This window comes from Flavobacterium solisilvae (assembly GCF_012911605.1).
Classification (GTDB): domain Bacteria; phylum Bacteroidota; class Bacteroidia; order Flavobacteriales; family Flavobacteriaceae; genus Flavobacterium; species Flavobacterium solisilvae.
Genome location: NZ_JAAMPT010000207.1, coordinates 133,064 through 157,997 on the forward strand (window position 1 = coordinate 133,064; position 24,934 = coordinate 157,997).

The following is a 24,934-nucleotide window of genomic DNA, read 5'->3' on the forward strand; positions in this document are numbered from 1 at the left end:
TAACTCTACAAATGTAGAATAAAAAATCAATTCTACAAGTGTAGAATATAAATTTAACATTTTGATAAAAAAAATCCGCTTACTCAATTAAGAATAAACGGATTAATAATTTGCGAATTTGCGGTTAACTATTTAGAAAGTTCCACAAAGTATTTATAAAACAACGGAATAGTTTCAATTCCTTTTAAGTAATTGAAAATTCCAAAATGCTCGTTTGGCGAGTGAATGGCATCGCTGTCAAGACCAAATCCCATCAAAATAGTTTTGGATTTCAACTCTTTTTCAAATAAAGCGACAATTGGAATACTTCCACCAGAACGAACCGGAATAGCCTGAACACCAAAGGTTTCTGTGTAAGCTTTATTAGCAGCTTGATAACCAATGCTGTCGATTGGCGTTACATAACCTTGTCCGCCGTGATGTGGTGTAACTTTTACGGTTACGGCTTTTGGAGCAATGCTTTCAAAGTGTTTTTTGAACAATTCGGTGATTTCTTCCCAATCTTGATTTGGAACTAAACGCATAGAGATTTTAGCATAAGCTTTACTAGCAATTACGGTTTTTGCGCCTTCGCCAGTATAACCACCCCAAATTCCGTTTACGTCAAGCGTTGGACGAATGGAATTTCTTTCATTGGTTGAATAACCAGTTTCGCCATAAACATCAGCGATATCAAGTGCTTTTTTGTAATCGTCTTCGCTGTATGGACGTTTTGCCATTTCGGCTCTTTCTTCAGCGGAAAGTTCTTCTACTTTATCATAAAATCCGGGAATGGTAATGTGATTATTTTCGTCATGAAGCGAAGCAATCATTTTGGTCAACACATTTATCGGGTTGGCAACTGCGCCACCATAAAGTCCGGAATGTAAATCGCGATTTGGTCCGGTAACTTCTACTTCTACATAGCTTAAACCACGTAAACCTGTTGTAATACTTGGTTGTGAATTTGAAATCATTCCGGTATCGGAAATTAAAATTACGTCGCAACTTAGTTTTTCCTGATTTCGTTCAACAAACCAACCTAATGATTTTGAGCCAACTTCTTCTTCGCCTTCAATCATGAATTTTACATTACAAGGCAAATTATTGTTAGCAATCATGTATTCAAAAGCTTTGACATGCATGTACATCTGACCTTTATCATCGCATGCACCACGAGCAAAAATGGCTCCGTCTGGATGAATTTCAGTGGTTTTAATTACAGGTTCAAATGGTGGTGAAGTCCAAAGTTCCATTGGATCTGGCGGTTGAACATCATAATGTCCATAAACCAGAACTGTTGGTAGGTTTTTATCGATTATGTGTTCGCCAAAAACAATAGGATAACCTGGCGTTTCACAGATTTCTACAAACTGACATCCAGCTTTTTCTAAACTAGCTTTTACAGCTTCTGAAGTATTGATAACATCTTGAGAATAAGCACTATCGGCACTAACGGATGGAATTTTTAAAAGTTCGATTAATTCATTAATAAAACGTTCTTTGTTTTGTTGAACGTAATTTTTTATGTTGTCCATTTTAATTAAATTGAGTAAGGTCAAATTTACTTAAAAAAAGAGTTTTAAAAAAATTCGTATTTCATATTTGAAATTGATAATTATTTATATATTTGCACTCACAAATTTTGCGGGTATGGTGAAATTGGTAGACATGCCAGACTTAGGATCTGGTGCCGCAAGGCGTGTAGGTTCGAGTCCTATTACCCGCACAGAAAGCTCAAACGAAAGTTTGGGCTTTTTTTATTTTTATTGGTTTTTTATCTAGAAAAATTGTAATTATTGCTGAAAATTTGATTTTTATCTTAAAATTGAGCTATTTATCGTTAAAAATTTATTATTGAATTCTTTTAGGATAGTTTTACATCGTATTTTACTATGTAACACTTTTGAAGAAGTATCAAATAGAAAAGAATGAACCATAAATCGAATATGATAACGATTATACTAGCAATTCTAGGATGTATTTTAATAGCACTAGCCATTTTTATTTATTACAAAGGAAATGGTTCAACGGTTGCTTCGCCTGAAGTAGAAATTGAATTAGCCAAAAGCAAAAAAGAAATAGAGAAACTAAACAGTGTTCTAAAAAATAAAGAATTAGATTCTAGTGCTTTTTCTCCAAGTGTTGCGTATTCTTATCAGAATATGTTGGGTAACAATTTACCGTTGATTGAAATTACCGATTTGGATTTGTCCGATGATAATGGTAAAAAATCAGATAAAAACACCTATGTGCATCAATTGAGATTTTATGTTTTTAATGTTGGAAAAAATTCGTTGAAAGATGTAATTGTTTCAATTAAAGATATTTATAATTATACAAAAGATATTAAGAAAAGTAGCCGAGTTATTGGTCATCATGATGAAGAAGGAATTGATTCTGATGAGCAAGGAATTGGAACGTATGAAAATTTTGAGATAAATACTCTAAATTTAAAGTCAAGACGATTGGTTTATGCTAGTACGATGCCAAGTAGTTTTGGTGTTGCAGAATATACTTTTAGTGTTGTTGTTGAGTGGAAAGGCGGTTTTTATCAAATGGAAATTAGAATAGAAGAATTTGACGGAAAGTTGAAATATCATTACCAATATTTTGATGTAAACGGAAATCCTATCAATTTTGATAAATTGGAACAGGGAATTAAAAAATAAAAAAAACGGCTTTCATTTGAAAGCCGTTTTTTTGTTGAATTTATTATTTTGCAGTAGAAATCCAATCGTTGATTTTCTTTTCCAACAAAGCCAATGGCATTACGCCAGATTCCAATACTTTTTGATGGAAAACTTTAATATCGAATTTGTCTTTCATCTCTGTTTCGGCTTTTTTGCGAAGCTCAATGATTTTTAATTGTCCAATTTTATAAGACAAAGCTTGTCCCGGAATTGCCATATAGCGCTCGATTTCGGCAATAATGCTAGCTTCACTTTCAGCTTCGTTTTCAAGCGAATATTTGATGGCTTGTTCGCGTGTCCAGCCTTTACTGTGTAAACCAGTGTCAACCACTAAACGAATAGCGCGATGCATTTCGCTGCTTAACATTCCAAAATATTGGTATGGATCATTGTATAGACCTAATTCTTTTCCAAGACTTTCGGTGTATAAAGCCCAACCTTCGCCATAAGCACCAAACCAGTTGAATTTTCTAAAATCGGGTAAAGCGGTATTTTCTTGTTGCAACGAAATTTGGAAATGATGTCCAGGAATGGCTTCGTGTAAAAACAAATCTTCATCTGCATAGTAGTTGTAGTTTTTTACATCAGGAATTGGAACATAAAAAGTTCCTGGACGCGAACCATCGGTTGCGCCTTGCATGTATTCAGCACTTGCTGTTTTTTCTCTAAAAGCTTCTGTTCTTTTTATTTGAAAAGGTGTTTTTGGTTGAAGCGAAAAAAGTTTGTCCACATTTGGCTTGATGATTTTGTGGTATTTTTCAAAATTAGCAATCACTTCTTCCGGTTTTTTGAATGGTTTTAATTCGGGTTTATTTCTAACGTAATCAAAAAACTCAATGATTGTTCCAGTAAAACCAACTTGGGTTTTTACTTTTTCCATTTCCGATTTAATACGAGCAACTTCTTTTAATCCTAATTCGTGAATTTCTTCGGGAGTTTTGGTCGTTGTTGTCCATTGTTTTACTAGAGATTTATACAATTCATTTCCGCCATTTAAACTTCCAATTCCGCTGGTTGTTCTAGATTTTGGAACATATTCTTCGTTTAAAAATTTTACCATTTTTTGAAACTGAGGAATAAGTTTTTCAGAAATTGTAGCCGCATATTTTTTAGATAATTCGTCTTTTTGTTGTTGCGTAAATTCGGTTGGGAATTTTTTACAGCTTGAATAAAATAGATTGTCTTCGGCTTTTGGAGTAATTAATGTTTCAAATTGAGGAACAATTTTTATTGCCAAACTTTTTGGTAAAACTACATTTTTTGCCATTCCTTTTTTCATATAAACAATAGCAGAATCAATCCAAACGGTATATAAATCTAATCTTTTATGAAATTTTTCATAATCGTCAACGGTTTTAAAGGGTTGCGCACTTTCGGCACTGGCTAATTGTCCCATTGTTAAATGCGTTCCGTCAAACTGGTTAATTGGCGTTAAATTTCCGTTTTGTTCCAATAAAGAAATGCCAACTTCAGCTTCCCATTTGATGATGTTGTAGCTGTTTTTTTCTTCTTCCGAAAGTTTGTCGAAATCAATATTTTTTAATTCGGATAAATATTTTTCAAAAAAAGCTTTCTTTTTAGAACGATACGCATCAGTCATTTCAAAAACTAATTTGTCGTTTTGTTCGTTTTGACCGTTGAAAGTAGCTTCAAGTGGACTTAATTCGTTTTTTTCTTTGAAATAGTTCTCGGTTAATGATTTGAAATCCTGTGGTTTTTCATCGGATTTGCAGTTTACAAAAAGTAATGACAAAATTACTATTGCCGAAAATGAATAAATTTTTCTCATAATGGATTGATTAGTAAAGTAAAACTATAGTTTTTTAATGAATTGATTAGTTAACGGAATGATAAATTATCCGTGATAAACTCGGGAGAAAATGATTTTTCCATCTTTAATTTCGAGTACTTCGGCTACGAGCATTTCGGGTTCGTTTTCCACAGTTCGGATGTATTCCATAAAAACTCTATCCGAATTTGAAGTTAATGACGTTACTTTATAATGCAAACTTGGTAATCGGTCAAAAGCATCTTGCCACCAAGAACGTAAAGCATCTTTTCCAATAACTAAACCATTGGTTTCTGGTTGACGGATTTTTAATTTTGGGCTAAAATGTTGTGCTTCGTCATCATATAACGATAAAAGTTTTTCGAGATTATGAGCGTTGAATGAGGAAAACCAAAGATGTGCAATGGATAAGTTTTTTTCTGTTGACATATGTTAATTTATGAATAGTCAATTTGCAAATTTCAATTTCGACTTTATTGTTTTGTTAGAAACAATCAAAGCAAAGTTTGTCATTCCATAGGAATCTCAAATAGTGTTTTGAGATTCCTACGGAATGACAATATTATGGAGGATTTTAATCAAATAATTAAGAAATGCTTGGTTTTTGTGTATTTCGTAAACGAAATCAACTTTTAGATATTTTTCAAATTGATGATTTCTTGTTCTGTAAGGAAACGCCAGTTACCGCGAGGTAAATTTTTCTTAGTTAAGCCGGCAAAAGAAACACGGTCAATTTTTAGTACGTCATATTTAAAACTTTCAAAAATAGCACGAACTACTTTTACGTTTGGAGTTCTTAGTTTTAAACCAATTTCGGTTTTAGGTTCGTTTTCAATGTAGCTGATTTCGTCAACATAAAGTCGATGTCCATCAAGTGTTACGCCACCAGAAATTTTTTCTAAATCTTCAAATTTTAAATTTCTGTCCAAAGAAACTTGATAGATTTTTGTTGATTTTTGATTAGGTAAACTGAATTTTCTAATCATATCGGTATCGTTAGTGAAAACCAATAAGCCAGTGGTGTTTTTATCCATTCTTCCGATAGGTTGAATTTTAGCTTTGGTTGCGGAACGAACTAATTCTAAAACGTTTCTATAATCATCATTGTCTTCGTTAGAAGTCGTGAAGTTTTTAGGTTTGTTTAGTAAAATATATTCTTTGCGTTCTGGAGTTAACGTTGTTCCATCAAAGTTTACCACATCGCCAGGTTTTACTTTGTAACCCATTTCGGTGATGACTTCGCCGTTTACTTTTACGTTTCCTGATTGAATGTAAATGTCGGCATCACGACGTGAACAAACTCCTGAGTTGGAAATGTACTTGTTTAATCGGATGTCGTCAGATTTTAATGGTTTTGGTATATTGTTTACTGGCTTTGCTGTTTTTTTTGATGCAGCAGAGTCTGTTGTTGGCTTTGCTTTTTTTGGACCTTGCGCACGTTTTGGCATGGCAGGTTTTGGCTTATTCGAGCTTGGTCGCGAACTATTTGAACGTGAACTGTTTCGTTTGTTATTGCCTTCCTTATTGTTCATGAATTCTAAAATTTAGGCAAAGATACGTATTTCAGAGGCTTATATTGTATAATAAAATGCGATGGTTTAAAAATTAGCCCTGATTGAAGTGAAAATCCTGTCATCTCGTTTTGTAAAACGAGATGACAGATTGAAACGAAAAGCGGGAAAATGGTTTAGCAATTGCTGAAAGTTTCGCTACTAACGAACAATGGTTTCGACTACTTTTTTGCCGTGGATGAGTACTTCGAGATTGATTAAAACGATGCAAAAAACGCCTGAAACGACTATGAATTTTAGGATGTTGTGTAGTTTTAGATAATCGGATTTTGTTTCGGATTTCCATAGTTTTTGGAGGAAGAAAATCAGGATTATCATGCTGACGTAGAAATAGATGTCCATGTAGCCAACTTCGAATATTTCGATTAGGAAATAGATTGGGATTATGGTGGAAATGGTTAAAAAGGTGATGATTTTTTTGGAAATATTTTCGCCAAAAATCACTGGAATGGTTTGGTAATCGTTTGCTATATCGCCTTTTAGGTTTTCTAAATCTTTTATCATTTCGCGGATGAGAATGAGTAAATATAAAAATGTGGCGTGTGCAAAAATAACGTGATAGAAATTTTTGAAATATAAAAGTATGGCAAAAAAGGGTAAAACGGCTAGGAGTGAAGCGGTTAAATTGCCAATAACTACAATTTTTTTGAGTTTATGAGAATAGAACCAAATGAGGAAAATATAGCAAGAAAAGAAAAGTACGGCTCGGATTGATACAAAAAACGCGAGTAAAAAAACGATGAAATTGACCGAAAAATAGACTTGTAGTTTGGTTTTTTGACTGACTAATCGGTCGAGCATGGATTTATTTGGTCGGTTGATTAAGTCTTTTTTGCTGTCGTAAAAATTGTTGATGATGTAACCCGAAGCTATGGTTAATGCTGATAAAAGTACGATTAAGAAAAGATTTTTGTCGAGGATTACTTCCAATGCTCTTTTTTCTGGCGCAAGAATAAATATTGCCGATAGGTATTGTGCCAAGACAATAACTGGAATGTTATAGCCTCGAACCACTGAAAACATGCTGATGATTTTTAACAGCAGATGTTTGGTTTTTCGGCTAAGCATAATGGAAATTTAAAATTGGTAAACTACTTCTAGTTTGTAATCTTTTAAGGATTGTTTTGCTTTTTCTAAATCTTCAGTAAAACCAAGAATATATCCGCCACCACCAGAACCGCAAAGTTTTAGGTAGTAATCGTTTGTATCAATTCCTTGTTGCCAAACACCGTGAAACTGTTCTGGAATCATAGGTTTGAAATGGTTTAAAACGACTTTTGATAATTGCTTGGTGTTTTTGAAAAGTGATTTCATATCGCCGCCAAGGAAATTTTCCACACAAGCGTCGGTATATTTTACGAATTGATTTTTTAGCATTTTTCGGAAACCTTCTTCTTTTAGGTTTTCCATAAAAATGTTAACCATTGGAGCTGTTTCGCCTACAATTCCTGAATCTAATAAAAATACAGCACCTTTTCCTGTTGCGCTTTGTGATGGAATTCCTGTTGCTTCAATATTATCTTTTGAATTAATCAAAATTGGAATGCTCAAATAGCTGTTTAATGGATCAAGACCAGAGCTTTTCCCGTGGAAAAACGATTCCATTTGAGAAAAAATATTTTTTAACTGTAATAATTTTTCACGAGTTAGGTTTTCTAAAACTGTGATTTTATTGTTGGCATATTTGTCATAAATTGCTGCAACTAATGCACCGCTACTTCCAACGCCATAACCTTGCGGAATACTAGAATCAAAGTACATTCCGTTTGAAATATCAGTTTTTAATGCTTCGATGTTGAAAGTGACTAATTCTGGTTGGTCGTTTTGTAATTGTTCCAAATACTCAACATAACGCTTCAGACTTGCATTTGATTTCATCGCTTCGGCAGATGGATTTTCGTCCAACTTCAATGCGCCGTTGTAAAAGTTATAAGGAATAGATAAACCTTTAGAATCTCTGATAATTCCGTATTCTCCGAAGAGAAGAATTTTTGAATAAAAAAGTGGTCCTTTCATAGTTACATCAATTGACTTCCGTTTCCAATTATATCACAAATATAGTTACCATTTTGACAATAGCCAACTAATTCTTGCTGAATAAATTGTAAAACGGTTTCGCTAACGTTTTCGGGGTACAAAACATGCACATTTGCGCCTGCATCGAGCGTAAAACATATAGGAATATTCGTTTGGTTTCTGAACTTCCAAATTTTATTGATAATTTCCAATGTATTAGGTTTCATCAGAATGAAATAAGGCATCGAAGTCATCATCATGGCGTGTAATGTCAGTGCTTCGCTTTCTACAATTTTGATAAATTCGTCTAAGTTTCCGTTTTCTAATACTTTTTTTAATGCCGATAAATTGGTATGAGCTTGTTCAAAACGAGTTGAAGCATACGGATGATTGTGCATTAAATCGTGACCAACTGTGCTCGAAACTTGTTTTTCGCCTTTGTCAACCAATAAAATTGTGTCTTGATAATTATGGAAATTTTCATGAAGTTGTGACGGATATTCTACTCCAAATAAATCGGAACTAGTTGAAATTTCGTCATGTTTTCCCCAAACGACAACGTTTCCTTTGATGCTTCTACAAGCACTTCCTGAACCTAATCTAGCTAGAAATGATGCTTTTTGGTAGAAAAAATCATCTGTTATAGTTGGATTGAGCGCTTTTTCCAAACTCATAATGTTCATCGATAAAGCCGCCATTCCTGAAGCGGATGAAGCAATTCCGGAACTATGTGGAAATGTATTTTCAGTGTCAATTGTGAAATGATATTGTTTTAAATAAGGACAATATTTTTCGATGCGTTCAAAGAATTTTTGAATTTTTGGTTTAAAATCTTCTTTTGGTTTTCCTTCAAATAATAAATCGAATGAAAAGGTATCGTTTGTTTCTTTTTTGGAAAAATCCAACTTAGTAATCGTTTTACAATTATTCAAAGTAAAACTTATGGATGGATTTGCAGGAATTTGATTTTCTTTTTTGCCCCAATATTTTACTAAAGCGATATTACTTGGCGAACTCCATTGAAAACTTCCTTTTTCGATTGATGCAAAATCGGTTGAAATAAAATCCTTTTCAGAAACCATAACTAATTTTTTGGCAAAGATACTTTTTTTAAAAATAGTTTGTAAATCTGTAGTACATTTGACTAAAATCTTTTTATCATGCAAAAAATTCTACGCATTGCAACTGTAATTATGACGTGTTTGGCGGTTGGTTATATCTCAAGTATTGTTACGAGAGAAAATATTCCAACGTGGTATGCCTTAATCAATAAACCTTTTTTTACGCCACCAAATTGGGTTTTTGCACCGGTTTGGACACTACTTTACATCATGATGGGTTTTGCCGCAGGTAGCGTTTGGAATAAAATCGATACTGATGAAGCTAATGTAAAAAAAGCATTTTTGTTTTTTTTAATTCAATTGGCGTTGAATGCTTTATGGTCGTTTTTGTTTTTTGGGTTGCACAATCCAATGTTGGCTTCAATCGAAATTATTTTGCTTTGGTTGATGATTTTTGAAACCTATAAACAATTTAAAAATATAGACAAACTAGCGGCAAATCTTCTTTTGCCCTATTTGGTTTGGGTGAGTTATGCTACGCTTTTAACGATTAGTGTTTGGTATTTGAATAGATAAAGAAGAGCAATTTTTATTTTACAATGAACTTAAATTCTTTTTGAATTTTTTGTTCTTTTGATTGTAATTTCAATATATAAATTCCACTTTTTAGGTAAGGTGAAAAATTAAAATTTTGCTCTTCATATAAAGATAAATTTCTGTTTACAAGTTGTTGTCCTTGCATATTATAGAGTTGCATTTCAAAATTTTCTTTGCCTAAAACACTTCCTGAAAGCGTAAAACTACCATTGTTAGGATTTGGATAAAGTGATATTTCATTGGTGTTGTGCGCTGGATTGTTTAGTGTTCCTATACTGAATTTAGCAAGATAAGCATTGTCATGTGTACTACCATAAGGCGGAATAAAATAATTAAAATTAGGATAAGCTCCATTTAGGGTTGATATTCCGCTTATACTTCTTGTTCCTCCGTATAAATAAAAACTGTTTTCGTAAATTGATGTTAAAATTCCAACTTCCAATTCATAATCCACACCACCATAATAACTACCCCATAAACGATTACCGTTGTGGTCAAAAATATTGATAAACGCATCATCAAAAGAAGTATTACTAATAGTATTGTTTAGTCCATCTGGAGTAGCAATTCCGTTTGAGCTTTTTGTGCTTCCACAAGTAAAAATATAATTATCATTGATGTCTAGAACATCGAGAATTCCTATGCCAGTGTCATATCCTTCGCCTCCAAAATAGGTTCCCCATTCTCTATTGCCTTCGGTATCAAATTGAGCAATAAAATAGTCATTAGTTCCTAATTTGTTTTCTCTAAAAGTTCCTGAAGTAGCGATATTAATATTACTTGAAGTGAAACCAGAAATTAAAACTTTGTTGTTAGTGGTTACTTTTACACTCCATATATTTTCAGTTGAAACACCACTTCCATAATAAGTACTCCAAAGACGTTCCCCAGCTGTATTAAATTTTGACAAATACATTCCTGAATTAAATCCAGATAAAAAAGCGACTTCGGTGGCATAATAGTTATTTGAATTAGTGGCTCTGCCTGTTACATAAAACTCGTTGTTTTTAGTAGTAATACTGCTAATTTGTGTAACGCCGTAATAAGTACTCCATTGTAATTCTCCTTCTGGATTTAGTTTAAGTATGTATGCATTTGGTTGGAAATTATTACCAGTATATTGATATATAAAATTGCTGTCAAATGCATCTTCACCTCCAAATAGTTCTGTTAAATGTGTAGTTCCAGTAACATAAACATTTCCTGAGCTATCTGTTTCCAAATATGTTGCATTTGGAAGATAAGTTCCCCAAAGCTTTTGTCCATTAACATCAAACTTTATTATAAATCCAGTCATTTTAGAGAATACATCAGTTCCAAATTCATCTTGATTTGGAAATAACGCATTTTCAGAAGCAATTAAGTTTGAATTATGAGCACTATCTCCACACAAATAGAAACCTAGTCCATTAGGAGGAAATGCTATATCCATAACTACTCCAGGAAAAAAAGTACTCCACAAGACATTGCCTTGTGGAGATAGTTTAAATACAAAGGAAGTAAACGCACTATTTTCTTCATGAAAAGAATCAAATGCATCTTCAGTAATGAAACTATTCATATAATCTACAATGTCATGATTATAGGGATAATGAATAACTGCAAATCCAAATAAATTACCAAACTTATCTTCTTTTAATCCGTACATTCTGCTGGTTTCTGGAGCGTAATAAGAACCCCATAAACGTTGAACATCTAGGTTTTGTGCGGGTAATTCCTTTGACCAAATAAATAACAAAAAAAAAGTTATTTTTATGAATTTCATTTTAATAAAATTTAGAATAAGTAATTGTTTTAGAGATAATTAAATCATTCAAATATAAGAAAAAATTATACAAATTGACTTTCTGTAAATAGAGCAATAATGAGATTTGTGATTTTTCGATAAAAAAAGTCCCGAAATTTTCGGGACTTTTAGGTTATTCAACGATTAACTTCTTAGTCAATTTTACTTTATTCTCAGATACTATTTCTACTAAATATATTCCTTTAGCAAAATTAGAAACTGGAATTGTAGTTTGAGTTTCAAATGATTTTGTTTGTTGGAATATTCTTTTTCCACTGATTTCATAAATTGATATTTCGCCAATAGTTTCTGTTCCAGAATTGTGAATGGTAAAACTTTCTTTGGCTGGATTTGGATACAAACTAATTGTTGTTTGGCTAAATTCCGTATTGCCTAATAATTGAACAAATTCGGTGTTGAAAGTATTGGTTATAATCGCTGGATTGTAATCGAAATAAATTTCGGCAGTATTTGGAATAATATCGCCAACGGCAAAACCTGGTTTTGGTTTTATTTTGAATTGAACATAACCATTGCTTCCAACTTCATCAACAATTTCTGGTGGAAGATTGATTTGGTCAAATTTCCAAACTAAGTTTTGGTCAGTTCTGGTTAATGTATAATTATGACTTGCGCTAATCATTCTTATGCTAGTTTCGTCTAATTGATTGTTTAAATCATCTACAAGTCTAACAAATTGTGCGTTTGCCGTTCCAGTGTTTTGAAAACGAATGGTGTAGAATAAATAATCATTACTGTCAAAATCACTGATTTCAATTTTGCCACCATGCGCTTCCATTTTATCATTTGGATCATAAGAACCAACAATAACCTGTGAAAAATTAAAGCTGTTATTGGCAGGATTTACATCACCAGAATTTGTAGAACTAGCTGTATTGGCAACTATTTGTCCTAATGTAACGGTTGGAATAGTTGGAACAGTAAAACTGGTAATAATAACGCGACTTTCGCCTGGTAATAAATCAGTATAGTTATAAGTAAATCCATTGGTTGTTGGTGTTGTGCCAGTTTGCGTAATGTTTGTTAGCATTAAAATACTGTCATACGTATAGTTTAATGTTCCCGAAACTGGAGTAATTCCGTTGTTTTTATAAGTAATGACATTGTTATAACTAAATCCTGGAACAGGACTTTGAAACGATGTTATTGTTACTTCTACATCGCTGTAAGGTTGCGTATTGGTTATTGGAAAATAATAAATATTATTTCCTCCAGCAACATGAACTATATTAGAAAACGAGGTTGAAGTCGAAAAATAAGACGCTAATTCAGGATAAATAGCATAGGTAAAATCATAACTTGCTGTAACATCTTCTGGGAAAATATATAAAATACCATTTGATGATTGATTTACAATTTCATCAGCACTATCATTTACTACATAATTAAAAGTTCCTTGCGAAAAATTAACTTCGTTAGTGTCTTTTATACCGTTATTATTTGCATCGATAAAAGCAACTAATTGGATGTTATCTTGACATTGATTACCAAAAGCAAAACTTCCACCTTCTATAAATACTGCTGAATCGTATGAACTATCTTGATAATCGCCAACGGCTAATTTTAATGAGTATTGACGATTTGGAATTAGTTGAGCATACGCTGTCATTGGAACCGTTTGTCCTTTGAAGTTGATTGTACTGTTCGAATTATTTACGTTATAACTATCAAAAAAATCAGGATTTACTGAAGTACAACTAGCATTATGTTGATTGTTTCTAATGCTTGTTATCGAAACTGGCGTTGTTGTTCCTGGAATAACAGCAATATTTTGTTTTACATTGGTTACTAAATCGGTTAATATAAATCCAAAAACATCCGAATAAGCACATTGAAATTCGCCATATTCATTGGAAGCAAAGATGAAATTAAATGATAATAAATTGGATGCAGCGGTAAAATTAAATTTAACCGAAGATACATCTACTATATTTCCTAAATGTCCACTTGTTGTTACAATGGCATTCAAATCGCTGTCGCCAAGTTGAGAACAAGTTGATGAATTAGTATTTCCGGTATAAGCACCAGCCGAAGAAAGAACATTTCCTGAACGAATTACCAAACCTTCTTCAAATGGGAAATCACTTTCATTATTGTTGAAATAACCAATACCACAGTTTCCTTGTGATGTTATACTACTTGCTATTCCACATGCATTGCTCAACAAAACATCATTTACCAATTGGGTTGGCGTATAACTTGTTCCTACCGAAACTACTCCGCCACAAATTGCTGTTGTAAAACTAATAGGAATAGTACTCCAAGCCGATTCTACCAAACCACATGTTGCTCTAACATATACATCATAGTCAGTATTACATTGAAGATTGGTCAAAACAAATGGATTTGCATTGGTAATAATTCCCATAGTAGTTTGCAATGGAGGATTGCTTCCCATAGGTAAAATCATAACTTCCCAAAGCGTTTCACCATTTAATGATGTCCAATTTACAGTTGCAGTCATGTTAGTAATATTAGTAACCGCAATGTTTGTTGGCGGAACACAAGTGTTACCAGCACAATCTTCTCCAACAAGTGTTAATGTAGATATTGAACTGCAACTATGCTGAAGATCTATAGCGCTAATAAATAGTACAGTATTGTTTGTTTGTGTTGAATAAGTATAAGAAAGTGGATTAGTATTGTTTTGAGCATCTGTTAAGGTTAAATAGAATCCAATACTTAGTGAGTTTGGTGAAGAAGTTGTTTGTCCCCAAATGTCTTCTGCAATACTCCCTAAATCAAAATGATACATACCATTATCGTTACAAGCAACAGCATCATTAACTATAAATTGAGGTTTTGGCACTACATTTAACAGCATTGAAGCGACACTGATTTCATTAGTAGCTATTTCCTTAATACCAATATAAATCATTTGACTATTAGGATTAATGTTGAAATAACTGTTTGGTTGTGAAAATGAATTTACACCTGATGAAGCATCGAGAAAAGTTTCATAAAAAGCAACAGTATATTCCGATGGACTAGCACCGTTAAGAATTTCTGCGGTTCGTAATGTTAAGTCAAACGCTTCAAAACCATCGTTGTTGTCATCACATAATGAATAATCTGGATATTGGTTTTGAAACTGTGCAAAAAGCGTACTGCTGAATAATAAGAATAAAAAAAGTAGTTGTTTTTTCATAAGTAGTTGCTAATATTTTGTATTCAAATATAATTGATTTTTAAACAATTGCAACCTTGAATGAGAATTTACAGGTTTTGACTGAGAATATAACCACTTGTCCACGCATTTTGGAAATTAAAACCTCCAGTAATGGCGTCAATATTTACAATCTCTCCAGCAAAAAAAAGGGTTGGGAACAATTTACTTTCCATTGTTTTGAAGTTAATTTCTTTTAGGTCAATGCCGCCAGCCGTGACAAATTCTTCTTTGAACGTACTTTTTCCGTTTACTTGAAATTCGCCATTTGTCAATTGATTGGCTAAATCGATGAGTTGTTTTTTTGATACATCAGCCCATTTGGTTTCAGATGAAATCGTAGAAGCTTCAACAAGTTTTTCCCATAATCGATTTGGAAATTCAAACGGCGATTTTTTGGAGACAACTTTTTTAGAATGTTCTAGTTTTAAGTCTTTTAAAATGTCTAAAGTTTCTTCAAATGCTGTATCATTTAACCAATTGACTTGAATAGTAAATTGATATTTTTTTTCGGCTAAAATTTTTGCACCCCAAGCTGAAAGTCGCAAAATTCCTGGACCAGACATTCCCCAATGTGTGATTAACAAAGGTCCAGAAGCTTCTAATTTTGTGTTTTTTACTTTCACATTGGCAAAAGCCGAAATCCCCATTAAGGCTGCAATCCTATTGTCTTTGATATTAAAAGTAAATAATGACGGAACTGGCGAAACAATTGAATGTCCAATTTCTGAAAGCATTTCCCAAATTTTAGGATTACTTCCAGTGGTCATAATTAGTTTTTGGCAAGAGAAAGTTTCGTGATTAGTTTCTACTTTCCAATAATCATTTCCTTGGAAAATAGATTGCACGCTTTGACCAGTTAAGACATCGATTTTTAACCGTTTTACTTCTGATAAAAAACAATCGATTATCGTTTGGGAACTATCGGTAGTAGGAAACATTCTACCATCGTCTTCAATTTTAAGTTCAACACCATGATTAGCAAACCATTCAATCGTATCGCCAGAACAAAATTGGTGAAACGGACCAACGAGTTCTTTTTCACCACGCGGATAATTTTTGGCTAATTCCTTCGGAATAAATTCAGCATGAGTAACATTACATCGTCCGCCGCCAGAAATTCGAACTTTTTCCAGCACTGATTTTCCGCGTTCCAAAATGGCAATTTTTAGTTTAGGATTTTTTTCGGCGATATTAATTGCTGAAAAAAAACCTGCCGCACCACCGCCAACAATAATTATGTCGTATTTTGAATTCATATTCGTTCAGGAAAGTCTGTGATAATACCGTCAATCTGTAATGATTTGACAAAGGTAATATCTTCCGGCTCATTTACTGTCCAAGGGAATATTTTAAATTCTTTTTCTTTCATTTTTTTTACAGTGTCCAATGTCAGCAAATGAAAATACGGATGAATAGCAAAGGCTTTAATAAAAGTAGCAAAGCCAATAGCTAAGCTAATATCAGTTTCGGTTAAAACCCCAAGTTTAATAGTATCGTTTTGAAAGCGTATTTCTTGTAACACATGCCAATCAAAACTAGAAATAATGATTTTATCTACATCAAATGATGATGATTGCAACACATCTAAAACGGGTTGTGTAGCTGCATATACTTTTATTTCAATGTTGATGCTACACTTATTTTGAACTAATGTAAAAACATCTTCAAGCGATGGAACGCCTAATTGCTGAAGTTTTTTTGCAGAAAAATTGGCAACGTTTCCTGTAGCTAAAGTGGTTCTATTAACTGTAGCATCATGGATAACCATTGGCACCAAGTCATTACTGAGGTGAACATCAAGCTCAATCATGTCAACACCCATTTCGATTGCTTTTTCAAAGGAAGCAATGGTATTTTCTGGAGCATGACCTTTTGTGCCACGATGACCAATAGTAAGGACTTGGTTCATTTTAGAATGAATTAAGGCTTTTTTGATTTAAAGACCTAAAGATAGTAAAATTTACAAGCTAGTAACTTAGTTTTTTTCTAATAAAATAATGCTAAACGGACTATCAAGGGCTACTTTTCCATTAGAAACGATTGAAACTTTGCCTGAGTATGTATCTTTTACCTTAGTTCCATCAACAAAAATTTTTCCAACCGATATTTCTTTTGGTCCAACAGGTAAATCCAAACCAACTACTACGGCATCAGTATAATTTTCTTTGGCAAATGAACGAGAGAATACATAAGGTGCAGCCGAAATTTGTTGGTGAACACCAGCTCCAACGGCTGGATGATTGGCTCTAAATTGACCTAACTTTTGGTAATGTAGCAACAGTTCTTTTTTAGAAGTATCTGTTTTTAGTTCTTCCCAATTCATGAATAAACGCAAGGTAGCATCGCCTTGAGCACCCGCAATGTCTAGATTTCTAGCACTTTCATCACCATAATATACTTGAGCAATTCCTGGTGCAAGCAATAGTTTTGTTCCTGCTTCAAAAGTGCGTTCTCTTTTTTTGTCAAAAGGCCAACCATCGTCATGAGAAGTTGTATAATTCATCACAGTATAACCTTTTAAATCATTTTGTAGTATCGAATTGTATTTGCTAAACAGTTCTTCATAAGGAAGTTTGGCTTCGTTTCTAAAATCAAAATTAATTAAACTAGTAAACCCGTTGGCATAATAATCTACTTTCTTATCGCCAAAATCATAAAGCCTTTTGGCACCGATATTATAACCATATACTTCACCTACGGTGAAGAATTTGTTATTATCTAACACCTTTGATGGATTGTTTTTCTTGTATTCATCAAAAGTAGTTTGGCATACCGCTTGAAAATCTTTCCAAATGTTTTCTTGTGTATGTTTTACGGTGTCAGCACGGTAACCATCAATTCCAAAATCGGCAATGTAATCGGCTAACCATTTCATGATGTAGTATTTTGGCGCACGAGGATAACCTGTCTTTTTAAAAAAAGCATCGAGTTCGGCTACTTCTTGTTCATAGCGTCCTTCTTTTTTCCATTTTTCAACTAACATTGGTGGCAAGGCTACGTTTTGGTTACTTTCCGTCAATACATCGGGAAGGTTTTCCACCAATGTACAATTTATATACGTATCATAGGAGTTGTAGGTACATTTTGGCGAAGTTCTCACCCAATCACTAGGGTAAGCAGGATCTAACTCAGTAACTGGACCTGTATGATTGATTACGGCATCAAGCATAATTCTAATACCACGAGCATGAGCTTTGTCCACCAGTTCTTTTAGGTCGGCGCGTGTGCCATAACTTGGGTCAATCGCTGTCCAATCTTTCGTCCAATAGCCATGAAAACCGTAAGTGTTTCCGGTTCCTTCATCTACGCTGCCATGAATTTGTTCTACCACTGGCGTCATCCAAATAGCGTTGATACCCAAAGAGGTGAAATAACCTTCGTCCAGTTTTTGAATGATACCACGAAGGTCGCCACCTTCAAAACCGCGCAACGGACCAGTAGGTTTATCGCGTTTAATGATGTTATCATTCGATGGATTGCCATTCTGGAAGCGGTCAAGTAGTAAAAAATAGACATTGGCACTTTCCCAAACGAAAGGGGTTTTAGTAGTGTTTTTTGAAACAGTCTCTTTAGTGGAATTACAACCAAAAGCGATTGAAAGTAGGAGTAAGGTAGTTATCTTTTTCATATTATAATTTGATTTCAAGGTCATTCGTAAGGTCAAGCGGACAATCCAAAGTAATTTTCAACAAGTTGTTTCCAAAGGTATATTCCGTTGGATTTAATTTTTTATCATTCAGGTTGATGTTGGTTGGTTTTTGGGTAAAACCATGCACTATCAAAGTTACTTTTTTGCTGGTAGCATTGGCATAGGTATGGTCATATTCGACTTTGATGTTTAGCGTGTTGTTTTTGAACTTACTTCTAAAGTCGAATTTCTCGAATTTTTGATTTTCAAAGCTATTGGCAGTTACACCATCATCGTTGTACAGATTTAACTTCGAGTTGGTAGCTTTCTCATCAAAGAAATAATGTACATCAAAGCTGTTGAGGTTGTATTGGGTAGTGTTTTGAATGATTTTGCTCATCGGGATGAAGCTTCCACCACGAACAAAAGTTGGGATATTCTCTTTGTTGGTTGCTACGGTTTGGGTTGTTCCCGCTTCGTATTTTTTACCAGAGTAAAAGTCATACCAATTACTCGATTTAGGGAAATAGACCTCTTTTTGGGTTTGACCACGTTGAGTTATTGGGTAAATCAAGAAGTCATTACCCCAAAAATAGCCATCCGATTTGCCTAATAAAGCAGTATTCTGTGGTTCTTCAAAAAATAATGGACGCATTAAAGGCGTTCCTTTTGTAGTATTTTCGAAAGCCAAATTGTAGTTATAAGGCAGCAATTGATAACGGAGTTCGACGGCTTTCTTGGCTACTTCCTTAGTGTCAACATCTTTGTAAGCAACTTCAGAAGCTACGTCTTCTTGCGCATGTGGACGGAAAATTGGGTTGAAAACACCATACTGCAACCATCTTAGATACAATTCATTATCAAAGTAATCGCCAGCAAATCCTCCCAAATCAGAATGCATATAGGCTAAACCTTGCATACCCATTTGAAGGGCAATTTCCATTTGGGATTGTAAACCACCCCAACTTCTTGAAACATCTCCAGACCAAGGTATCATTCCAAACCGTTGTGAACCAGAATATCCAGAACGCATTAAAATGAATGGACGTTGGGTTGCGAATTCTTTTTTATAACCATCGGCAATGAGTTTTGCCCAATTGTGTCCATAGATATTGTGTACTTCATCTGCTGTTCCTTTTGCGGTATTAGCAAAGCTAGGAAACACTTCAGGTTCGCCTAAATCGCCCCAAACACCGGCAACACCTTGATTAATTAGTCGTTTGTAAACATTCCAAAACCATGCAGAACCTTCCGGCTTGAATACATCAACAATTCCAGTATTCCCGAAATAGAAATCCCATGTTGCTGGTTTTCCATCTTTAAGCGTTGCTAGTACCTTTTTGTCTACCGTTTCCTGCCATTTAGACGATGTAGTAAGAATGAATGGTTCTGTAATTAAAACGGTTTTGACACCTTTGGCATTCAAATCTGCAATCATTTTTTCAGGATTAGGGAAATTATCTTTGTCCCAATCGAGATTTCCCATCGTGCCTTGAACGGTTTTTCCAAACCAATATAAATCAAGAATTATAGCATCGACTGGAATGTTACTGTCTTGAAATTTTTTAATAGTTTTTTCAACTTCTTCTTGCGTATGATATCCAAATCGAGAGGAGAAATTACCAAAAGCCCAACGTGGTGGAAGAGGTTGTTTTCCGGTTAAGTCAGTATAGTTTTGGACTAAATCTTCCCAAGAATTGCCTACTACTACTTGATAGGTTTTTCTTCCTGAGATAGTTTCATACTCTAAAGTGTTGTTCTTTTGACTATCCAAATCGAGATAACCAATAGCAGCATTATCAAAATGAACGGCATATAATTTTGAAGACAACACCACAGGAATACAGAAATTCATTAGTTCGGCACGAGTTTCATAACCATATTGTGCTCTGTTATAAAGTGCTAAACGGTTGCCGCGTCTATTCATGCCCAAAGCACGCGAACCGCCACCATAAAGTACTTCATCTGGAGTAATATTAAATTGTAAGACTTCGGTAGAGTCGTAAACAATGTTTCCTTTTACGTTTTCTAACGGAATGTGTTTGCGTTTTGTATATCCTGATTTTTCTGAAAGGATTGCTGCACCTTTGTGTTTGTATATAATTTGAAACGGATTTTTAATCACTTCTACTGCCAAGTCGTTAAAAGCGAAAGTGTTGCTATTGGCATCTTTCGAAATTTTCCAATTTGGATTTTTATTTTCGTTCAATACGACAAGGTCAGATGCTGGGTTGTACTTTTCTCCATTGGGAATAAAAGTTGTTTCAATGATTTTATCCGAGAGAAAACGAATTTGATACGAACCGTCGCTTACTTTTATTTTACAAAAGGTTTTGTCAGTTGTGATGGAAATAAATTTTCTATTTGCGTTTTGGGCAAAAGCAGTTGATGTAATTAAAAAGATAAAAAGTAGTTTCTTCATGGTTTGGGTTTACTTTAATTCTAAAATTAAGGCAGATTTTCCTTCGATGGTGATGTCATTTTTTAAATCAAAAGAAGTGTTTCCTAAAGCATCTTTTCCAGATTTATAGTTTTTGATATTTTCTAAGAAACGATTGGTTTTGAGGGTTTGTTTTTCGGGATTGTTGTTGATGATAACCATTACCGTTTCTTTTTCATCATAACGGAAATAAACATAAACGTTATTTTCTGGAATGTAATGAGTTGTCTTTCCTGCATGAATAACCGATTTGTTTTTTCTCCAATTTAATAGTTTTGACGTAAAATCGAAGTATTGTTTCTGAACTTCGGTTCTTCCAGAAGCTGTGAAGGCGTTGTTTTTGTCGCCATTCCATCCACCAGGAAAATCTTGACGAATATCAGCATCGCCTTTATCTTTGTTTCCTGCCATACCAATTTCGGAACCATAATAAATCTGAGGAATTCCACGAACCGTTGCTAACAAAGTCATAGCCAATTGGTATTTTTTGAAATCGGGATACAAATGATTGAAACGTTGCGTATCGTGATTTTCAATAAAAGTCAAAATATTGTCAATGTTTGGATACAAGAAATCGTTAGTAAAATTTTGATATACTTTGATGATTCCTTTGTCCCAAGTAGCTTGGTCTTCATTGAAAGTGGAACTTATCGCTTCGTGCAACGTAAAATCCATCACCGAAGGCAAATAGGAATTAAAGTTTTGAATAGCGCCAATTTTACTGTCTTTTTGCCAATAAGCCATTTGCGCTTGGTCGTTCATCCAAACTTCGCCAACAATGTTAAAATGTGGATATTCGTCTGTGATTGCTTTTGTCCATTTGGCAATTCCTTCTTTGTCATTATACGAATAAGTATCTACTCGGAAACCATCTAAATCTGCATATTCAATCCACCAAATAGCGTTTTGAGTAAGATAATTTAAAACCAATGGATTGGATTGATTTAAATCGGGCATTGATTTTACGAACCAACCATCCATACAATGTGCTGCATCTCGTTTTGAAGCATTTACATCAAATTGGGTTGTCATTCTGTAGTTGGAATTGGTAAATTCTGGAAATTGGTGAATCCAATCGCGTGTTGGCAAATCGTTTATCATCCAATGTTTCCAACCCCAATGATTGGTCACATAATCCATGATATTTTTCATGCCTTTTTTGTGTAATTCTTGGCTCATTCGAAGATAATCTTCGTTAGTTCCATATCTTGGATCGATTTTATACACATCAGATTGTCCATAGGTGTGATAGGAATAACGTTCGTCATTGTCTTCGCAAAGTGGTGTTGACCAAATGGCTGTTGCGCCAAGTTCATGAATATAATTGATGTTTTTGATTATTCCTTCTATGTCGCCACCATGTCTTCCGCCAGGCAAATCGCGATTGTATTTTTCGGTTACGGATGGATGACTGTCGTTGTTTGGATTTCCATTAGCAAATCTATCTGGCATTAAAAGATACATTACGTCAGAACTGTTGTAACTTTCGCGAAAGCGTGAATTTTCTTTGCGTTGTTTGAGTTCGTAGTTTTTGGTAAATGATTTTTTGCCGTTTTTGAAAGTGAAAACGATGTTTTGAGCACTTACATTTTTAGTATCAACAGTAACGAAAACGTAGTTTGGATTTTCGGTTTTTTGTATTCCTTTGATGATAATTCCATTGGAAACCGATACTTCGTTTTGCGCAATATTTTTTCCGTAGAACATAATTTGAACATCGGAAAGGTTCATGTCACTCCACCAAAAAGGTGGTTCAACTTTGTCAATTTGAGCGAAAGTTGAAATTGAAAACAGAAGTAAAAGAAGTGCTTTTTTCATTTTATAAATAATTAAAAAACCCTGTCAGAGTTTTAAACTCTGACAGGGTTAGTGTTAGGTTAATTTATACTGTCACTAAACTATTCGGTTCAACCAAAATTTCTTTTCCGTTTACGAAAACTGAAATTGCTGTTTCGCCTTCTAAAGTGAAATTGGTTTCGTTTTGATGAACGGCAACTTTCAAAATTTGATTTCTAAAATTGATTTTAAACGAATAACCATTCCATTCTTTTGGAATTCGTGGTTCAAAATGTAATGCATTATTTTTTACACGCATTCCACCAAAACCTTCTACAATACTCATCCAAGTTCCAGCCATTGAAGTGATGTGTAAACCTTCTTCTACTTCTTTGTTGTAATCGTCTAAATCCAAACGAGAAGTTCTTAAATAGAATGTATAGGCTTGTTCCATTCTGCCTAAAACAGCAGCTTGAATGGAGTGAACACAAGGCGAAAGCGAACTTTCATGAACAGTAAATGGTTCGTAGAAATCGAAATGTTTTTCTAATTGTTCTTTGCTGAAATGATCTTCAAAGAAATAGAAACCTTGCAATGTGTCGGCTTGCTTGATATAAGGCGAACGAAGAATTCTATCCCAAGACCATTTTTGATTTATTGGTCGTTGTGATTTATCTAAATCGTGAACTTTTACTAATTCTTTATCTAAAAAACCATCTTGTTGAAGGTAAACATCATGTTCTTCCGAATAAGGAAAATACATTTTGTCAGCTACTTTTTTCCAATGTGCAATTTCGGCATCATCAAGATTAACTTTGCTCATTATTCGAGAATAATCGGCTGAATATTCGTTTTGAACTTTGCTGATTTGTTCAATAGTATAATCAATGCACCATTTGGCTAAATAATTGGTGTAGAAATTATTGTTAACGTTGTTTTCGTATTCATTTGGACCAGTTACGCCTAGAATTACATATTGGTTTTTGTAAGTTGAATAAGTTGCTCTTTGGTGCCAAAAACGGGCAATTCCGATAAGAACTTCCAAACCTTTTTCTGGAATATAGCTGTAATCGCCAGTAAATCGGTGATAGTTGAAAATAGCAAAAGCGATGGCACCATTTCTGTGAATTTCTTCAAAAGTGATTTCCCATTCGTTGTGACATTCTTCGCCGTTCATGGTAACCATTGGATATAAAGCAGCACCGTTTGTAAAGCCTAATTTTTCAGCATTTTCAATAGCTTTGTCCAATTGGTTATAACGATAAGCCAAAAGATTTCGAGCAACTTGCTGGTCTTTTGTCGCCATATAAAACGGAATGCAATACGCTTCAGTGTCCCAATAGGTTGAACCACCATATTTTTCGCCAGTAAATCCTTTTGGACCAATATTTAATCGGCTGTCTTTTCCTAAGTAGGTTTGGTTTAACTGGAAAATATTGAAACGAATACCTTGTTGCGCTTTTACATCGCCATCAATAGTAATATCGCTCATTTCCCAGATTTTTGCCCAGGCTTGTTTTTGGCTTTCTACTAAATTTGTAAAACCAATTTTCAAACCTTCGGCAATTACAGTTTGAGCTGCTTTTTGTGTGTTTTCGTGATTCATTGAAACAGTATAACCACCCAATTTTTGGATGGAAGCTGTTTGTCCATTTGCAACAGCAACTTCGTATGTAAATGCTACTTTTTCGTTGGTTTTTTCGATATTTACAGGTAATGCATTCGTATTTTCACCGTTAAGTAAAATAGCGTTTTGCATAAATGTTGTCGCTGTAAAATGGGTTTTGAAAGTTCTTGCCGTAACAAAAGCTTCGTTGTTGTTATGCTGAACGTTCAATGGTTCCCAAAATTTTTCTTCCCAGTTGGCATCTTCGTTGTGAACGCCAGCATCGACATAAGGTTTGAAAACAATTTTGGCATCAGCATTTGGAGTTATTTCATAATTGATAACACCTAATTCATCTATATCTAATGACAGAAAACGCGTTACTTTGACTTTAATCTCTAATCCGTTTTGCATTTTTGCATTGAAAGAACGATAATAAATACCTTCTTTCATATTCAACTCACGTTTAAAATTTGAAACCGATTGACATTTTGCTAAATCTAGATTTTCGCCATTAATTTCTATGTTGATACCAATCCAGTTTGGAGCATTCAACACTTTGGCAAAATATTCTGGATAACCGTTTTTCCACCAACCCACTTTTGTTTTGTCAGGATAATAAATTCCAGCAATATAACTTCCTTGGAATGTTTTTCCAGAATAATGTTCTTCAAAATTAGCGCGTTGTCCCATTGCGCCATTACCAATACTGAATAAACTTTCAGAAGATTTTACTCTTTCGGCATCAAATCCTTCTTCAATAATCGACCAGTTATCTGGTTTGATATAATCTTGGTTCATT

17 protein-coding genes and 1 tRNA gene are annotated in these 24,934 nt (G+C 34.1%); 3 read left to right on the forward strand and 15 right to left on the reverse strand.

The window, feature by feature from the left end; translation table 11 throughout:
* Positions 1-128: 128 nt before the first annotated feature.
* The gene (locus G6042_RS09410; RefSeq protein WP_169524183.1) at positions 129-1,517 is read right to left on the reverse strand and encodes a dipeptidase; all 1,389 of its coding nucleotides are present in this window, start codon (positions 1,515-1,517) and stop codon (positions 129-131) included.
* A 109-nt stretch (positions 1,518-1,626) separates the two neighbouring features.
* On the opposite strand from G6042_RS09410, the gene G6042_RS09415 reads away from it, so the two are divergent.
* Both G6042_RS09415 and G6042_RS09420 read left to right on the forward strand, forming a co-directional pair.
* Positions 1,627-1,708 (forward strand) — tRNA-Leu (locus G6042_RS09415).
* 202 nt (positions 1,709-1,910) lie between these two features.
* Positions 1,911-2,651 (forward strand): hypothetical protein, encoded by a 741-nt coding sequence (locus G6042_RS09420; protein WP_169524184.1) that lies wholly within the window; start codon positions 1,911-1,913, stop codon positions 2,649-2,651.
* A gap of 43 nt (positions 2,652-2,694) precedes the next feature.
* On the opposite strand, the gene G6042_RS09425 is transcribed toward G6042_RS09420, so the two are convergent.
* From G6042_RS09425 to mvaD, 6 genes are all read right to left on the reverse strand, one after another.
* Positions 2,695-4,461 carry a DUF885 domain-containing protein gene (locus G6042_RS09425; RefSeq protein ID WP_169524185.1) on the reverse strand — a complete coding sequence of 589 codons (1,767 nt, stop codon included), beginning with the start codon at positions 4,459-4,461 and terminating at the stop codon, positions 2,695-2,697.
* 66 nt (positions 4,462-4,527) lie between these two features.
* Positions 4,528-4,890, reverse strand: coding sequence for a nuclear transport factor 2 family protein (locus G6042_RS09430; protein ID WP_169524186.1), 363 nt, complete (start codon positions 4,888-4,890; stop codon positions 4,528-4,530).
* Between the two features lie 203 nt (positions 4,891-5,093).
* Positions 5,094-5,993, reverse strand: coding sequence for a pseudouridine synthase (locus G6042_RS09435; protein ID WP_169524187.1), 900 nt, complete (start codon positions 5,991-5,993; stop codon positions 5,094-5,096).
* Between the two features lie 180 nt (positions 5,994-6,173).
* Complete coding sequence (locus G6042_RS09440) at positions 6,174-7,100, reverse strand: geranylgeranylglycerol-phosphate geranylgeranyltransferase (protein ID WP_169524188.1); 927 nt, start codon at positions 7,098-7,100, stop codon at positions 6,174-6,176.
* Positions 7,101-7,109: 9 nt separating this feature from the next.
* Entirely contained in the window at positions 7,110-8,048 is a 939-nt protein-coding gene (locus G6042_RS09445) for a mevalonate kinase family protein (RefSeq protein ID WP_169524189.1), read from the reverse strand.
* A gap of 2 nt (positions 8,049-8,050) precedes the next feature.
* Complete coding sequence (gene mvaD, locus G6042_RS09450) at positions 8,051-9,130, reverse strand: diphosphomevalonate decarboxylase (RefSeq protein WP_169524190.1); 1,080 nt, start codon at positions 9,128-9,130, stop codon at positions 8,051-8,053.
* A gap of 78 nt (positions 9,131-9,208) precedes the next feature.
* Here mvaD and G6042_RS09455 point away from each other — a divergent pair, with 78 nt between their 5' ends.
* The gene (locus G6042_RS09455) at positions 9,209-9,685 is read left to right on the forward strand and encodes a TspO/MBR family protein (protein WP_169524191.1); all 477 of its coding nucleotides are present in this window, start codon (positions 9,209-9,211) and stop codon (positions 9,683-9,685) included.
* A 13-nt stretch (positions 9,686-9,698) separates the two neighbouring features.
* Here the strand turns inward: G6042_RS09455 and G6042_RS09460 are convergent, their stop codons facing one another.
* The 8 genes from G6042_RS09460 to G6042_RS09495 all read right to left on the reverse strand — a co-directional run bounded on the left by G6042_RS09460 (position 9,699) and on the right by G6042_RS09495 (position 24,933).
* Positions 9,699-11,471: a T9SS type A sorting domain-containing protein gene (locus tag G6042_RS09460; RefSeq protein ID WP_169524192.1), complete on the reverse strand. Its 1,773-nt coding sequence runs from the start codon at positions 11,469-11,471 to the stop codon at positions 9,699-9,701.
* Positions 11,472-11,625: 154 nt separating this feature from the next.
* Entirely contained in the window at positions 11,626-14,661 is a 3,036-nt protein-coding gene (locus tag G6042_RS09465) for a DUF7619 domain-containing protein (RefSeq protein ID WP_169524193.1), read from the reverse strand.
* 68 nt (positions 14,662-14,729) lie between these two features.
* Positions 14,730-15,938, reverse strand: coding sequence for a BaiN/RdsA family NAD(P)/FAD-dependent oxidoreductase (locus G6042_RS09470; RefSeq protein WP_169524194.1), 1,209 nt, complete (start codon positions 15,936-15,938; stop codon positions 14,730-14,732).
* The gene (locus G6042_RS09475; RefSeq protein WP_169524195.1) at positions 15,935-16,591 is read right to left on the reverse strand and encodes a glycerophosphodiester phosphodiesterase; all 657 of its coding nucleotides are present in this window, start codon (positions 16,589-16,591) and stop codon (positions 15,935-15,937) included. The genes G6042_RS09470 and G6042_RS09475 overlap by 4 nt, the downstream gene beginning before the upstream one ends.
* A gap of 66 nt (positions 16,592-16,657) precedes the next feature.
* Positions 16,658-18,310: an alpha-amylase family glycosyl hydrolase gene (locus G6042_RS09480; RefSeq protein WP_169524196.1), complete on the reverse strand. Its 1,653-nt coding sequence runs from the start codon at positions 18,308-18,310 to the stop codon at positions 16,658-16,660.
* 1 nt (position 18,311) lies between these two features.
* Complete coding sequence (locus G6042_RS09485) at positions 18,312-20,732, reverse strand: glycoside hydrolase family 31 protein (protein WP_169524197.1); 2,421 nt, start codon at positions 20,730-20,732, stop codon at positions 18,312-18,314.
* Between the two features lie 9 nt (positions 20,733-20,741).
* Entirely contained in the window at positions 20,742-22,568 is a 1,827-nt protein-coding gene (locus tag G6042_RS09490) for a glycoside hydrolase family 13 protein (RefSeq protein WP_169524198.1), read from the reverse strand.
* Between the two features lie 64 nt (positions 22,569-22,632).
* Positions 22,633-24,933 carry a glycoside hydrolase family 65 protein gene (locus tag G6042_RS09495; RefSeq protein WP_169524199.1) on the reverse strand — a complete coding sequence of 767 codons (2,301 nt, stop codon included), beginning with the start codon at positions 24,931-24,933 and terminating at the stop codon, positions 22,633-22,635.
* Between the last annotated feature and the right edge of the window lies 1 nt (position 24,934).

Coding starts and splice junctions, on each gene's coding strand:
- G6042_RS09410 (WP_169524183.1), bottom strand. CDS start 1,517: ATGGACAACATAAAAAATTACGTTCAACAAAACAAAGAACGTTTTATT.
- G6042_RS09420 (WP_169524184.1), top strand. CDS start 1,911: ATGAACCATAAATCGAATATGATAACGATTATACTAGCAATTCTAGGA.
- G6042_RS09470 (WP_169524194.1), bottom strand. CDS start 15,938: ATGAATTCAAAATACGACATAATTATTGTTGGCGGTGGTGCGGCAGGT.
- G6042_RS09460 (WP_169524192.1), bottom strand. CDS start 11,471: ATGAAATTCATAAAAATAACTTTTTTTTTGTTATTTATTTGGTCAAAG.
- G6042_RS09430 (WP_169524186.1), bottom strand. CDS start 4,890: ATGTCAACAGAAAAAAACTTATCCATTGCACATCTTTGGTTTTCCTCA.
- G6042_RS09465 (WP_169524193.1), bottom strand. CDS start 14,661: ATGAAAAAACAACTACTTTTTTTATTCTTATTATTCAGCAGTACGCTT.
- G6042_RS09425 (WP_169524185.1), bottom strand. CDS start 4,461: ATGAGAAAAATTTATTCATTTTCGGCAATAGTAATTTTGTCATTACTT.
- G6042_RS09445 (WP_169524189.1), bottom strand. CDS start 8,048: ATGAAAGGACCACTTTTTTATTCAAAAATTCTTCTCTTCGGAGAATAC.
- mvaD (WP_169524190.1), bottom strand. CDS start 9,130: ATGGTTTCTGAAAAGGATTTTATTTCAACCGATTTTGCATCAATCGAA.
- G6042_RS09440 (WP_169524188.1), bottom strand. CDS start 7,100: ATGCTTAGCCGAAAAACCAAACATCTGCTGTTAAAAATCATCAGCATG.
- G6042_RS09485 (WP_169524197.1), bottom strand. CDS start 20,732: ATGAAGAAACTACTTTTTATCTTTTTAATTACATCAACTGCTTTTGCC.
- G6042_RS09495 (WP_169524199.1), bottom strand. CDS start 24,933: ATGAACCAAGATTATATCAAACCAGATAACTGGTCGATTATTGAAGAA.
- G6042_RS09480 (WP_169524196.1), bottom strand. CDS start 18,310: ATGAAAAAGATAACTACCTTACTCCTACTTTCAATCGCTTTTGGTTGT.
- G6042_RS09490 (WP_169524198.1), bottom strand. CDS start 22,568: ATGAAAAAAGCACTTCTTTTACTTCTGTTTTCAATTTCAACTTTCGCT.
- G6042_RS09435 (WP_169524187.1), bottom strand. CDS start 5,993: ATGAACAATAAGGAAGGCAATAACAAACGAAACAGTTCACGTTCAAAT.
- G6042_RS09475 (WP_169524195.1), bottom strand. CDS start 16,591: ATGAACCAAGTCCTTACTATTGGTCATCGTGGCACAAAAGGTCATGCT.
- G6042_RS09455 (WP_169524191.1), top strand. CDS start 9,209: ATGCAAAAAATTCTACGCATTGCAACTGTAATTATGACGTGTTTGGCG.